This window comes from Agrobacterium sp. Ap1, assembly GCF_017313375.1.
GTDB classification, from domain to species: Bacteria; Pseudomonadota; Alphaproteobacteria; order Rhizobiales; family Rhizobiaceae; genus Neorhizobium; species Neorhizobium cellulosilyticum.
On the sequence record NZ_JAFLMY010000007.1, the window covers coordinates 47,864 to 61,105 of the forward strand.

The following is a 13,242-nucleotide window of genomic DNA, read 5'->3' on the forward strand; positions in this document are numbered from 1 at the left end:
GTCAGATCTTCTTTCTACGGGATGCGAAATAGGAGGAAACGATGGTGCGGGCCGCCATCACCACGATCATCAGCACGCCCCAGAGCGCCGTTGCCAGATGCTGGTTGGCGCCCATCAGGTTGAGGCCGGAAGAAAGAAGCTGCAGCACGACGAGCGCGACGAACACTGGCAATACGCGACCAAAGCCGCCGAACGGATTGATACCCCCGAGAAATGCCGCAAGCACGGTGATCAGCAGATAGGATTCCCCGTGGCCGATACGAACCGAGTTGAAACGGGCAAGCATGATAATGCCGGCGACGGCACACATGACACCCGACAGCGTGTAGACGAGCATGATGATGCGGCGGGTGTTGAGGCCCGAATACTGCCCGGCCTCGACATTGGAGCCGATCATCAGCAGCCCGAAGCCGAGTTTGCTGCGGGTCAGGAGAACCTGCCAGATCCCAACACAGACAATGAAGATCAGAAGCGGGATCGGCAGACCGAAGATCGATCCATGACCGATCGGCTCCATATAGCTCGGGAAGCCCGAGACATCGCCGCCACGCGTCAGGAACTCGCCAAGACCGCGCAGGAAGATCATCATCGACAGGGTGACAAGGATCGGGTGAGCGCGTGTGTAGGCAATCGCCGCGCCGGTCATCAGGCCGGCCGCGGCACCGGTTGCCACGGCGGCCGCAACCGCAATCACGAAGGCGCCACCCGACGCATCGACGCCGCCAAAGGCCTGCAGAACGCTTGCGGCGGCAAGGCCGGAGAGATTGGCGGTGAAGGTCACCGACAGATTGATGCCACCGGTCAGGAGAGGCAGCAGCATGGCAAGTGTGAGCAGGCCGAGTTCAGGAAGCTGGAACGCAACCGAACCAAATGTGCCAAGCGACAGGAAGTTGTCTGCGCCAAGGCCGAAGATGACCATCACCACCACGAAGGCGATGACCGGGCCTGCCATGTCAGCGCCGAACGTTTTGTTGAACTTCTGTATCAGCGACGACATCAGTGCGCCTCCCTCTTCTGGGCTTGACCCTTCTGGATATTGCCCTTGGCAAAGAACGGCAGAAGCTTGTCGATCCGCGCGGAGGAGAGCGTGATCGCGACGAGGATGATGGCGCCGACGATCATCTTGAAGGCGAAGGGCGAAACGCCCATCAGGTTGAGACCGTTCTGGGTAATCGACACCATCAGCACGCCAAGCACACAACCGATGACCGATCCCTTGCCGCCGCCAAGCCGCGCACCGCCGAGAACGGTTGCGGCAAGCACGTCGAGTTCACGGCCGTAAAGGGCGTTCGGCACGACTTCTTCGGCATAATGCGCCTGCATCAACCCGCCGATTCCCGCCATCAGGCCAAGCCATCCAAACGAGATGTAATGCATGGCGCCGATATTGATGCCGAAGCGGCGCGCACCTTCCGGATTGTCGCCGAAGGCATAAAGCTGGCGGCCGATCGTAGTGCGGGACATCATGAACCAGGTGGCGACGCAGCAGAGGATCATCACCACGACCGGCAATGTCAGTTCCAGCCAGGAGCCGTCACTCATCTCACGTTCGTAGAAGACGACACGCGTGGTCAGCCATTCCGGCAGGTCGTAGATCGATACGCCCTTGGTGAAGAACATCAGCAAGCCGAAGAAGATATTGAAGGTCGAGATGGTCGCGACGATCGAGATGATCTGCAGCTTGTAGACAAGCGCTGCATTGATCAGCCCGAGCCCGATGCCGACCGCACCAGCGATGATGAAGCCTTCGGCCCAATTGCCGCCGCCCAGATACGCAATTGCCAGCGCGGTCACATACTGCACCACGGAGGCCGCCACCGCGAATGAGATGTCGATGCCGCCGGAGATCAGCACGACAAGCAGGCCGACCGCGAAAATGATGTTGACGGCCGAGACGTTCAAAACGTCGAAGGCATTGGAGATCGTGAAGAACCTGTCCGTCGCGAACGAAAGCGCGATGCAAAGGACGATCATCACGGCGAACAGTGTGAACTCGGTCGTGTGGCCAAGCATCAACCTACGCATAGACTTTTCCTTCCAGGTCGGTCAGCGACATCTGCCGCGGGTCATAGGTCGCCTTGATCCGGCCTTCGGCCATATGGATGATGCGATCCGCGTTGAAATAGACCTCCGGCGGCTCGTCGGAGATGAGGATGATCGACAGACCGTCGGCAGCAAGCTTGCGTACGATCTCGAAGATGCCTGCGCGGGCGCCGACATCGACACCGACCGTCGGCGCATCGAGGATGAGAATTTTGGGTCCGATCGCGAGCCATTTGGCGATCGCGACGCGCTGCTGGTTACCGCCCGACAACGTTCGGATTGGATCTTCCGGCTTGCCGATCTTGACGCCGAGCGCGGAAATCCAGTGCGCGACGACATTTTCCTTTTTCGGAGGCGAGATGAGGCCACCCGACAGGATGCGATCAAGCGAAGCCATGACGAGATTGTCAGCGATCGACTGCGGCTGGTTGAGGCCGAGCGACAGCCGATCCTCCGAAAGATAGGCGACACCCGCACGAATGGCTTCCCGGTTGGAGCCGAAGTGGACCGTCTCTCCATCGAGCACGATCTCGCCGGAATGCGGTTTGCGCATGCCGAAAAGGGTGAGCGCCAGTTCTGTACGGCCGGCACCCAGAAGCCCGGTCACGCCCAGCGTTTCGCCGCGGCGTAGATCGAAGGAAATATTCTCGAATTCGTTGGCACGGGAAAGGTTCTTCACCGACAGAACGACCGGCTGATCGTCGTGATCGGCAGCGATGACGGCGCTGTCGAAATTGCGGCCGGTCATCAGCTCTGTCACTCGTGACTGGGTCATGCCTTCGACGGGGAAGACGCCGACCAGCGCGCCATCACGCAGGACGGTCATGCGATCGGAAATCTCCAGCACTTCGGCCAGGCGATGCGAAACGAAGACAACTGCCACGCCGGATGCTGAGAGATTGCGGACGATCTCGATCAGGTAATCGGTTTCGGATTGGGTCAGTGACGCCGTCGGCTCGTCCATGAAGACAAGTCGCGCTTCGCCGACCAGCGCGCGGGCGATGGCGACGATCTGGCGCTGCGCGATCGGCAGCTCCTTCAACGGCAGATGCAGGTCGAGCGAGACGCCGAGGCGGGCAAGCGCCTTTTCGGCGGCCTTCTCCATCGCGCGCTTGTCTACAAGGCCATATTTGCCGCTCACTGCGTATTGGAAGCCGATATTCTCGGCGACGGTCATCTCGCCGAACAGCGCCAGATCCTGCCAGATCACCTGAATGCCGAGCGACTGGGCCATGCTCGGCGTCATGGCGGTGATCGGTTGCCCGTCGAAGTAAAACTCCGCGCCGTCTTCAGGCTTGTAGACACCGGTAATGATCTTGATCAGCGTACTCTTGCCGCAGCCGTTTTCGCCGGCAAGGCAATGCACTTCCCCGGGATTGACCTCGAACGAGACGCCTTTCAGGGCGCGAACGCCGCCGAATGTGATCTTGATGTTCTTGAGGGACAGGAGCGGTTCGGCGCTCATCATGGCAAATCTCTTCGCTCAGCCGCCTTTGTGGGCGGATGCTGTGGACGACGGAATTGTCGAGGATGGGTCGCGCCCGGCATGTCCGGGCGCGACCCGTTGGGCTTGGGGAGGATCAGAGGCCCATGGAAACCAGCTTGTCGATGCTTTCCTTATCGATCTTCAGCAGCTGATCGACGACGATCGTGTTACCTTCAGGATTGATCTTGCCGAGGCCCGGAATGTCGTCGCCAGCCTTGGGATCCTGACCCTTGGCGATGCGATCGGCAAGCGTGATGAACACTTCCCCGGCCTGTTTGGGATTCCACATGAACCCGCCTGTCAGCGCACCGGACTTGATCAGCTTTGCACCCTGTCCCGGCGAGAACGGACCGATCACGAAGACCTTGCCGTCCTTGCGGCGTTCTTCCACCGCGCGGCCAGCGCCAATCGGTCCCTGCGAACCGAAGGCCAGGAAGCCCTTGAGATCAGCGTTGGCCGACATGAGATCGAGTGCCGTCGAGCGGCTCTTATCCAGATCCTCGGCCACGCCGTAACGATCACCGATGAGTTTCATGTCGGGATAGTTGGCCTTGATGTACGCGATGGCTCCATCCGCCCAGGCATTGTGCAGCGGCACGGTCAGCGAGCCGACAAACACCGCGTAGGAACCCTTGCCGCCCATCTTTTCGGCAAGCAGCTTGCCATGTGCCTCACCAAAACCCTTGGCGGATGCAAGTTCGAAATCCCAGGTGGCCCCGGCCTGATTGGGCGATTCATGGGTGATGACCTTGATGCCTGCGTCCTGCGCTTTTTTCAGCACGGGCTCCAGCACCTTGGCATCGTTCGGGACGACGCCGATGAAGTCAACCTTCTGAGCGATCAAGTCTTCGATGGCGCGCACCTGAAGCGCCGGGTCTGCGCTCGTCGGGCCGACCATGAAGCCCTGGACGCCGAGCTTGGCGCTCTGCTCCTTGATACCGGCTTCCATGGCGTTGAACCACGGAATGCCACCGATTTTCACGACGACGCCGACCTTCGGTCCATCGGCAAATGCCGCGGATGAAAGCAGCGCCAGCGACAGGCCGATAGCGGCCGCGATCATTTTCTTCATGGATGTTCCTCCTCCAAAGACACTGCGGCAAGCAGATCCGCGCAACAGCTCTTCCCCGCTGCGCTTGAAAATCTCCCGTCTCGCCCATTCGAGACGCTCCCTTGCCACTCCCATAGCAATCTACATACGCACAATCGATATTGCATTTTTGCACAATCGATGGTGCAATAACCATAGCACGAACATGCCTTTCGTCAAGTGGACTAATATTCTACCAATCAGAATCATTCGGGAGATGAGGATGACGGTTCAGAATTCCAAGAAAGCCACCATTTACGACCTGTCAGTCCTGTCCGGCGCTTCGGCCTCGACCGTGAGCGCGGTTTTGAACGGGTCATGGCGCAAACGGCGGATTTCCACGGAGACGGCCGAGAGGATACTCTCGCTTGCCAAAGCGCAGCGTTACACGACAAATCTTCAGGCGCGTGGCTTGAGAAGCTCGAAGTCCGGTCTCGTCGGGCTATTGGTTCCGGTTTACGATAACCGCTTCTTTTCCTCCATGGCGCAGACGTTCGAGGCGCAGGCGCGTTTGCGCGGTCTGTCCCCCATGGTTGTCTCCGGGCGTCGTGATCCTGACGAAGAGCGCCGGACTGTGGAAACCTTGATCGCCTATTCGATCGATGCGCTGTTTATCGCAGGCGTTACGGACCCGGACGGCGTCCATCAAGTCTGCGCGCGGGCCGGCCTTCCCCATGTGAATATCGATCTTCCCGGCAAGCTGGCATCCTCGGTGATTTCCGATAACAGGAACGGAGCCGAGGTGCTGACCTCGGCAATTCTGCGGCATGCGGCCCAAGGAGGCGCACTGGTTCCTGATGATGTCGTCTTGTTCGGCGGCCACGACGACCATGCCAGCCGCGAGCGTATTGCCGGCTTTCATGCGGCGAAGGATGCGTTCTTCGGCATTGAAAGCCAAAACGACATCGAGATTACTGGTTACTCGCCGCGTATGACGGAGCTGGCTTTTGAACGGTTTTTCGCCCGCGAGGGCCGGTTGCCGCGCTGTCTTTTCATAAACTCGTCCATCAATTTCGAAGGCCTGCTTCGTTTCATGGGACGGCACGATGAAGCGGTCTTCGCAAACATCGTCGCTGGCTGCTTCGATTATGATCCGTTCGCATCGTTTCTGCCTTTTCCAGTCTACATGGCCAAACCGAATATTTCTGCGATGCTGGAGAAGGGGTTCGAACTGCTCGAGGCGGCGCCGGTTCATCCCGTCGTTACCATTATCGAACCGCAATTGATCCCTCCGCGGACGGCGCTTGAAGGCCCTCTCGATGATATCAGGGATCCGGTGCCTGCATCACGCATCCCTGCGCCCACATCCTGAGAGCATCCATCTCCAGGCCGGGTTCATGGTATGGGCTCTCTCGTTCTGCGTGATCGTTTTTCTGTAACGACAGGCACAAGTAAGTAGGTTTGACCCCGCATGTCTTTCGACAGCGGGGTCAGGTAGTCGTATGACAAAAGTCAGCCGATCGAGAATGGAACGGTGACAAAGCTCTGGTTGTCGCCACGCTGGATCAGCAGCAGCACTGCCTTGCGTCCGGCCTTGCCGGCATCAGCGACCGCGGTCTTGGCTTCGTTTGCAGAATTGACCGCATGTTGGTTGACCGACACGATGATGTCGCCCTCTTGCAGGCCTGCGTCCGCCGCGGGTTTGCCGGATACAACGCTTGCGATGACAGCACCTTTTTCTTTCGCTGGAAGGTTCAGGGCCTGCCGTACCTCCGCCGTGATATCGGCAAGCCCAACTCCGATGTTTGGGATTTTGTGAGCTGCCGGGCCGGATTTTCCTTCATCAGACGAAGCTTGCTGCTGATCCTCGCTGTTTTCACCGATCGTCAAACGCAGGTCTTTCGGTGTGCCCTGGCGCCATACCGTCAACTCCTCTTTCGATCCGGGAGCAAGATCGGCAACCATGCGCGAAAGATCACGTGGTGACGAGATTGGTTTACCGCCCAGCGCAGTAATGACGTCGCCGGCCTCGACGCCGGCCTTGGCTGCTGGCGTGTTGTCGTTGACGCCGGCGACCAGTGCGCCTTCAGCCTTGCCGAGGCCAATCGCGTCGGCGATATCTGCAGTTACCGGCTGGATCTGTACGCCGATGAAACCATGATCGATCGAGCCGTCTTTCATCAGCTTGGCGACAACCTGCCTCGCCTGATCGGAGGGGATGGCGAAGCCAACCCCGACACTTCCGCCATTCGGGGAGTAGATGGCCGTATTGATACCGACGACATGGCCGTCGTGATCCACCAGAGGGCCGCCGGAATTGCCATGGTTGATCGGCGCATCGATCTGGATGAAGTCATCATAAGGGCCGGAATGCAGGTCGCGGCCGCGGGCTGACACGATGCCGGCCGTGACTGTCGTGCCGATCCCGAAAGGGTTGCCGATCGCCAGGATCTGGTCCCCGAGTTTCAGGGTGTCGGAATCACCCCAGGTGACGGTTGCGAGCGGTTTCTTGGCTTCGATCTTGACCACGGCGAGATCGGACTTCGGATCGGCGCCAATCAGTTTGGCGGGAAGTTCGGCGCCGTCATCCAGCGTCACCTTTATGTCCAGTGCCTTGTCGATCACGTGGTTGTTGGTAACGATATAGCCGTCGGGAGAAATAATGAAGCCGGAGCCGAGTGCTTCGGCACGTTCGGACTGACGTTGCCGAGGCGCTTCATGCGGCATCGGAATTCCGTTCTGGCCGAAGAACTGTCTGAATTGCTCATTGAAGGGAGAGTTCTCGCCAAAGGGAGATGTTTCGTCGCTGGCAGCAGCCTCTGCTTTCATCGTTGTGGTGATGGTGACAACTGCAGGTTTGTCAGCGGCGACGATCGAGGCAAACGACCCTGCCGGCGCGATAATGCCGCCTACGGCTGCGGCGGGAGACGAAGATGCGGCAAACGCTGCGTTGTTGCCGAGAATGATCGGCGTCGCCAGGGGAACTGCGATGATTGCAGCGCCAACGAGAGCCAGGATGCGTTTTCTGCGAATGATGTTGGACATGGCGTTTCACTCTTCAGGTAAGTTGAGAGATGTAAGGGCGCGAAAGCCGAGAAAGCGGCGCGCCGGAACTTGAAGTTATGTCGGGAGGGGGCTGTGATACCGCCTGTGTCGGCTCAGTCGCAGACGCGGGTGCGATACATGTCGCCCCAGTGGTCCTGATGCCAGATAACATGGCAGGAAGGGTAATAGGCAGCGACCGGTGGAGGTCCGTATCGCATAGGAGGAGGGCCATAGGGTGCTGCAGCATAGGCAGGCGCGTGGCTGGCGCCGGCAATCAGCGCTCCGCCGATGACTGCGCCCGCTATGCCAGCGGCGAAGCCGCGGCCGAAATTGTTATGTGCTTCAGCCTGGGAGGCGGTGGCGAGAGCCGTTCCGGCAATCGTCAAGGCGACCAGACCGGTGGTGACGAATTTACGTGCTGTGATCCACATGGCTCTGATCCTAAGTTGCGGTCTGTATTCGCCTGTTTCAGGCGTCATGACCATGAAGCCACGTTAGTCCTCGCTTGATTACCGTTGGATATCCGTCTCGTTAAAGCTTGGTAAGCTTTGCGCGAAATCCCGTGTCTGCACATCTAGTGGTGAAGATCGGCGCCGCACTTTGTGCGGATCGCCCTCATCGTTGCATGAGGTCGTGAAGAAGAGAATGAAAATCTCTCAGCATACATGCCGTTCTGTGCGTATCGTGTCGGAACGCGTGAATGTAAATGCGATTGTTCAACGCGTTATGGTGTCTGTTTTTACCGATGAAAAATCGGGTTTGTTGAAAATGTTCGTATTTTTCTCTTCTTCCCATCAATACTTCGATGTCTCACGGATTCACTTGGACATGAATCTGTATTAGCGTCGGTTTTGCGAGATGATTCGCAGTAACGCTGATGAATAGCGAGGCTACATTGAACGCGCAAAGTCATGCACTGGATCATGGCAGTTCAATTGAACACTGGGCCATGAATCGCGCGCACCAGATCGTAGTGCATCAAGGCATGCGGCTCATAGAGGCCGCCCAAAGCCTGGACCGGAAACAAACAAGTGCCAATACTTACGCCCTGCGAGCGGCGATCATGGATTGCCTGATCGAAGCGATGAAGGATGGTCCGCACCCCGCGGCTGCAGAATAAGACATCACTGAAATTTGAGCCACGCGCTGCCCTTGCGTCAGGGGAGGGGATCGCGCTGGCAATATCCTGTGTTACAGTCCGGCAATCGACACTGCAGTGAATGGATTGCCATGCTCACAACACTTGCAATGTTAATGACCCTGAACGCGACCAATACCGCAATCGTGCAAGGCGGGCAGGAAGTGGATGTCGAACTCGTACTCGCAGTCGATACGTCCCGATCTATGGACACGGAAGAAGCTCGCATCCAGCGCGAAGGTTACGTGTCGGCACTCAAGCACAAAGAGTTTATCGATGCGGTCAGGAACGGGCTGACCGGGCGCATCGCCATCAGTTATTTCGAGTGGGCAGGCGATGTCGTTCAGGGTTCGGTGATTGACTGGCAGATCATCGAGAACGAACAGGATGCGATCGCCTTCGCCAACAAGGTCGAGGCACGGCCGGTCGAGATGCAGCGCAGGACATCGATTTCGGCCGCCATCGTGCACGGTGCGACCATGCTCGTCTCCAATTCCTATCATGGTCTTCGCCAGGTGATCGATGTCTCGGGTGACGGGCCGAACAATTCAGGCAACCCGGTCACGCCGGCGCGCGACAAGGCTGTCGAGGCGGGCATCGTCATCAATGGTCTCGCCATCATGCTCAGGCCGTCGGGAACGCCGGGCGGGCTCGACCAATATTACAGCGACTGCGTTGCGGGTGGGCCGGGGTCTTTCGTTCTGCCGGTTCACGATATCGATGATTTCGGTGTTGCGGTTCGCCGCAAGCTGGTGATGGAAGTCAGCGGTATCGAAGCCCAGCCGCTCATTCGCCGGATTGCCGACAAGCCGGTCAAAAGCGATTGCATGGTCGGCGAAAAGCAATGGCAGGACATGTTTGATCGTTGAGTGAAAACCTCAAGAATTTCCGCCGAAAAGCCTTGCCGGACACCGTTTCTGCAGGGCGAATCGGGAATGCCGGTCGTAGTTAAATCGATGGCTTCCGGCGCGTCGATCCGCTAAGAACGCGCTCGGTCATCGTCAGCCGATAAATGCTGGAGCCGAAGGACTGCATTTACCGAATTGCGGTATCTTGTCACACGGGCTCGGTTGACGTACTCCAAACCCGAAGGCCTTGGGCCGCATAATTTTCCGGTGGCGCTGCGTTTTTTTTCAGCGCCAAAAAGCTAATGACGTTGGGACTGTGATGAACCTGTACTCGGAATACCTGGCTGAAATCAAAAGCAGAGAACCCCAAGGGCTTGCCCCCAAGCCGATCGATGATGGCGCGCTGATCGCTGAAATCATCACATTGATCGAGGATGCCGGTAACGAGCATCGGGCGGATGCCCTGAAATTTTTCATTTACAACACGCTGCCGGGCACGACGAGTGCCGCCGGCGTCAAGGCCGCCTTCCTGAAGAAGATCATTCTCGGCGAAACGGTCGTTCCGGAAATCACACCGACATTTGCGCTCGAACTCCTGTCGCACATGAAGGGCGGTCCTTCGGTAGAAGTGCTGCTCGACATCGCGCTTGGCGATGACGCGGCAATCGCCAAGGAAGCCGGTGACGTCCTGAAGACGCAGGTCTTCCTTTATGACGCCGACATGTTCCGCCTGCGCGATGCCTACAAGGCCGGCAACGCCATCGCGAAGGACGTGCTGGAAAGCTACGCCAAGGCCGAGTTCTTCACCAAGCTTCCCGACGTCGAAGACGAGATCAAGGTCGTTACCTTCATTGCCGCCGAAGGCGATATCTCGACCGACCTTCTGTCGCCGGGCAACCAGGCGCATTCGCGTTCCGACCGCCAGCTGCATGGTCAGTGTATGATCACGCCGGAAGCGCAGGCGGAAATCGTCGCGCTTCAGAAGCAGCATCCCGACAAGCGGGTGATGATGATCGCCGAAAAAGGCACGATGGGCGTCGGCTCGTCGCGCATGTCCGGCGTCAACAACGTCGCCTTGTGGACCGGCAAGCAATCCAGCCCTTACGTGCCCTTCGTCAACTTCGCTCCGATCGTCGCCGGCACCAACGGCATTTCGCCGATCTTCGCGACCACCGTCGACGTGACCGGCGGTATCGGCATCAACCTGAAGAACTGGGTCAAGAAGCTCGACGAGAACGGCAAGCCGATCCTCAACAATGACGGCAACCCGATCCTCGAGCAGAAATACTCGGTCGAGACCGGTACCGTTCTGAAGATCGATGCGAAGAACCGGAAGCTGCGTGACGAAAACGGCGAAGAGCTGGTCGACATCGCCTCCTCCTTCACGCCGCAGAAGACGGAGTTCATGAAGGCGGGCTCGTCCTACGCGATCGTCTTCGGCAAGAAGCTGCAGACTTTTGCCGCCCAGACGCTCGGCGTCGAAGCAACGCCGGTTTTCGCTCCGAACAAGGAAATCTCGCTCGAAGGCCAGGGCCTGACCGCGGTTGAGAAGATCTTCAACCGCAACGCCGTCGGCGTGACGCCGGGCAAGGTTCTGCATGCCGGCTCCGACGTTCGCGTCACCGTTAACATCGTCGGCTCGCAGGATACGACCGGTCTGATGACGGCGCAGGAACTGGAAGCGATGGCGGCAACCGTCATTTCGCCGCTCGTCGACGGCGCATACCAGTCGGGTTGCCACACGGCTTCCGTCTGGGACAAGAAGGCTCAGGTCAACATTCCGAAGCTGATGTCCTTCATGAACAACTTTGGCGTCATCACCGCGCGTGACCCGAAGGGCGTCTATCACTCGATGACCGACGTCATCCACAAGGTGCTGAACGACATCACCGTGGATGATTGGGCGATCATCATCGGCGGCGACAGCCATACGCGCATGTCCAAGGGCGTCGCTTTCGGTGCGGATTCGGGCACCGTTGCTTTGGCGCTCGCAACCGGCGAAGCGACCATGCCGATCCCGCAGTCGGTCAAGGTGACCTTCAAGGGCACGATGCAGCCTTACATGGACTTCCGCGACGTGGTGCATGCCACCCAGGCGCAGATGCTCAAGCAGCATGGCGACAACGTCTTCCAGGGCCGTATCATCGAAGTCCATATCGGCACGCTGCTCGCCGACCAGGCCTTCACCTTCACCGACTGGACGGCCGAAATGAAGGCCAAGGCGTCGATCTGTATCTCCGAGGACGAGACGCTGATCGAAAGCCTGGAAATCGCCAAGTCGCGCATCCAGATCATGATCGACAAGGGCATGGACAATGCCGCGCAGACGCTACAGGGCCTGATCGACAAGGCAGATGCCCGCATCGCCGAAATCCGCTCCGGCGCAAAGCCGGCGCTGAAGCCGGACGATAACGCGAAGTATTTCGCCGAAGTCGTCGTCGATCTCGACTTGATCGACGAGCCGATGATCGCCGACCCGGACGTCAACAATGCCGACGTCTCGCGCCGCTACACCCACGATACGATCCGCCCGGTTTCCTATTACGGCGGCACCAAGAAGGTCGACCTCGGATTCGTCGGTTCCTGCATGGTGCACAAGGGCGACATCAAGATCGTCGCCCAGATGCTGAAGAACCTCGAAAAGGCCGAGGGCAAGGTCGAATTCAAGGCACCGCTCGTCGTTGCCGCGCCGACCTACAACATCATCGACGAGCTGAAGGCCGAAGGTGACTGGGAAATCCTGCAGAAGTATTCGGGCTTCGAATTCGACGACCTGAAGCCGAAGACGTCCAACCGCACCGAATACGAGAACATTCTCTATTTGGAGCGCCCGGGCTGCAACCTTTGCATGGGCAACCAGGAAAAGGCGGAAAAGGGCGATACGGTTCTGGCCACCTCGACCCGTCTGTTCCAGGGCCGCGTTGTTGAAGACACGGCGGAAAAGAAGGGTGAATCGCTTCTTGCTTCGACGCCGCTGGTCGTGCTTTCCGCGATCCTCGGCCGTACGCCGAGCATCGAGGAATATCGCGTCGCGGTCGAAGGGATCAACCTGACGAAGTTCGCGCCGCCGAAGACGACACCGATCGACAGTCTGTCGGTCCACTACTAAGCTTTCGAGCCTGACTTACGATGCCCCGGTAAGGTGACGCCTTGCCGGGGCATTTGCTTTTCTGCCTGCGGTCTTTTGGCCTATTCCTTACTTTCAGCATAAACGGGATAATCGAGCTCGTAGTAGGAAACAGGTTCCTCGTCTGGTTACAGGCGGGGAATGCGCCATGAGACTTATTCGCAATCTCTTTTTGATCATTGCATTGCTCGCAACGGCAACCGGCAGCCAGGGCGTGACGCCGCTTGCCGGGCCTGATACGCTGCATTCGTCTCATATGAACTCGGATCAGATGCAGGTCTCGATGGTTGGCGATCACGTCAACTGCGAACAGCCGTGCCCTTCTGATGATCAGGGCTCCGATAGCCAGCGCCATCATTCCTGCCCATCGGCGCTTCTTTGCGCACCGCCTGTCGCTTCGATACCGGCCGCCACAACTTCGGACATGGAGTTTGCCTTCAAGCACGTCCGCTACGATGCGGCCCCTGCGCGACAGATGATATCTGCAACGATCGTTCCTGCCGGGCCGCCGCCCAAAGCCTGATC

The 13,242-nt window shown here is 58.6% G+C and carries 11 protein-coding genes; 5 read left to right on the plus strand and 6 right to left on the minus strand.

Annotated features, from left to right (window positions below; all coding sequences use genetic code 11):
- Position 1: 1 nt before the first annotated feature.
- The 4 genes from JZX87_RS15505 to JZX87_RS15520 all read right to left on the minus strand — a co-directional run bounded on the left by JZX87_RS15505 (position 2) and on the right by JZX87_RS15520 (position 4,601).
- Positions 2 to 997, minus strand: a complete 996-nt coding sequence (locus tag JZX87_RS15505) for an ABC transporter permease (RefSeq protein ID WP_148146825.1) — start codon at positions 995 to 997, stop codon at positions 2 to 4.
- Positions 997 to 2,025 carry an ABC transporter permease gene (locus tag JZX87_RS15510; protein ID WP_148146827.1) on the minus strand — a complete coding sequence of 343 codons (1,029 nt, stop codon included), beginning with the start codon at positions 2,023 to 2,025 and terminating at the stop codon, positions 997 to 999. Before JZX87_RS15510 ends, JZX87_RS15505 begins: the two co-directional genes overlap by 1 nt.
- Entirely contained in the window at positions 2,018 to 3,508 is a 1,491-nt protein-coding gene (locus tag JZX87_RS15515; RefSeq protein ID WP_148147064.1) for a sugar ABC transporter ATP-binding protein, read from the minus strand. Before JZX87_RS15515 ends, JZX87_RS15510 begins: the two co-directional genes overlap by 8 nt.
- A 115-nt stretch (positions 3,509 to 3,623) precedes the next feature.
- Positions 3,624 to 4,601, minus strand: coding sequence for a substrate-binding domain-containing protein (locus tag JZX87_RS15520; protein ID WP_148146828.1), 978 nt, complete (start codon positions 4,599 to 4,601; stop codon positions 3,624 to 3,626).
- A gap of 241 nt (positions 4,602 to 4,842) precedes the next feature.
- On the opposite strand from JZX87_RS15520, the gene JZX87_RS15525 reads away from it, so the two are divergent.
- The gene (locus JZX87_RS15525) at positions 4,843 to 5,931 is read left to right on the plus strand and encodes a LacI family DNA-binding transcriptional regulator (RefSeq protein ID WP_148146831.1); all 1,089 of its coding nucleotides are present in this window, start codon (positions 4,843 to 4,845) and stop codon (positions 5,929 to 5,931) included.
- A gap of 140 nt (positions 5,932 to 6,071) precedes the next feature.
- Here the strand turns inward: JZX87_RS15525 and JZX87_RS15530 are convergent, their stop codons facing one another.
- Both JZX87_RS15530 and JZX87_RS15535 read right to left on the minus strand, forming a co-directional pair.
- Complete coding sequence (locus JZX87_RS15530; protein WP_206826612.1) at positions 6,072 to 7,604, minus strand: DegQ family serine endoprotease; 1,533 nt, start codon at positions 7,602 to 7,604, stop codon at positions 6,072 to 6,074.
- Between the two features lie 113 nt (positions 7,605 to 7,717).
- Positions 7,718 to 8,035, minus strand: a complete 318-nt coding sequence (locus tag JZX87_RS15535) for a hypothetical protein (RefSeq protein ID WP_206826613.1) — start codon at positions 8,033 to 8,035, stop codon at positions 7,718 to 7,720.
- Positions 8,036 to 8,481: 446 nt separating this feature from the next.
- Between JZX87_RS15535 and JZX87_RS15540 the strand changes: the two genes are divergently transcribed.
- The 4 genes from JZX87_RS15540 (at position 8,482) to JZX87_RS15555 (ending at position 13,240) form a co-directional block, all read left to right on the plus strand.
- Positions 8,482 to 8,724: a hypothetical protein gene (locus tag JZX87_RS15540; RefSeq protein ID WP_286194730.1), complete on the plus strand. Its 243-nt coding sequence runs from the start codon at positions 8,482 to 8,484 to the stop codon at positions 8,722 to 8,724.
- 110 nt (positions 8,725 to 8,834) lie between these two features.
- Positions 8,835 to 9,611, plus strand: coding sequence for a DUF1194 domain-containing protein (locus tag JZX87_RS15545; protein ID WP_206826614.1), 777 nt, complete (start codon positions 8,835 to 8,837; stop codon positions 9,609 to 9,611).
- A 298-nt stretch (positions 9,612 to 9,909) separates the two neighbouring features.
- Positions 9,910 to 12,699, plus strand: coding sequence for a bifunctional aconitate hydratase 2/2-methylisocitrate dehydratase (locus JZX87_RS15550; RefSeq protein ID WP_148146840.1), 2,790 nt, complete (start codon positions 9,910 to 9,912; stop codon positions 12,697 to 12,699).
- Positions 12,700 to 12,865: 166 nt separating this feature from the next.
- Entirely contained in the window at positions 12,866 to 13,240 is a 375-nt protein-coding gene (locus JZX87_RS15555) for a hypothetical protein (protein ID WP_206826615.1), read from the plus strand.
- Positions 13,241 to 13,242: the final 2 nt, after the last annotated feature.

Coding starts and splice junctions, on each gene's coding strand:
- JZX87_RS15505 (WP_148146825.1), bottom strand. CDS start 997: ATGTCGTCGCTGATACAGAAGTTCAACAAAACGTTCGGCGCTGACATG.
- JZX87_RS15510 (WP_148146827.1), bottom strand. CDS start 2,025: ATGCGTAGGTTGATGCTTGGCCACACGACCGAGTTCACACTGTTCGCC.
- JZX87_RS15515 (WP_148147064.1), bottom strand. CDS start 3,508: ATGAGCGCCGAACCGCTCCTGTCCCTCAAGAACATCAAGATCACATTC.
- JZX87_RS15520 (WP_148146828.1), bottom strand. CDS start 4,601: ATGAAGAAAATGATCGCGGCCGCTATCGGCCTGTCGCTGGCGCTGCTT.
- JZX87_RS15525 (WP_148146831.1), top strand. CDS start 4,843: ATGACGGTTCAGAATTCCAAGAAAGCCACCATTTACGACCTGTCAGTC.
- JZX87_RS15530 (WP_206826612.1), bottom strand. CDS start 7,604: ATGTCCAACATCATTCGCAGAAAACGCATCCTGGCTCTCGTTGGCGCT.
- JZX87_RS15535 (WP_206826613.1), bottom strand. CDS start 8,035: ATGTGGATCACAGCACGTAAATTCGTCACCACCGGTCTGGTCGCCTTG.
- JZX87_RS15540 (WP_286194730.1), top strand. CDS start 8,482: ATGAATAGCGAGGCTACATTGAACGCGCAAAGTCATGCACTGGATCAT.
- JZX87_RS15545 (WP_206826614.1), top strand. CDS start 8,835: ATGCTCACAACACTTGCAATGTTAATGACCCTGAACGCGACCAATACC.
- JZX87_RS15550 (WP_148146840.1), top strand. CDS start 9,910: ATGAACCTGTACTCGGAATACCTGGCTGAAATCAAAAGCAGAGAACCC.
- JZX87_RS15555 (WP_206826615.1), top strand. CDS start 12,866: ATGAGACTTATTCGCAATCTCTTTTTGATCATTGCATTGCTCGCAACG.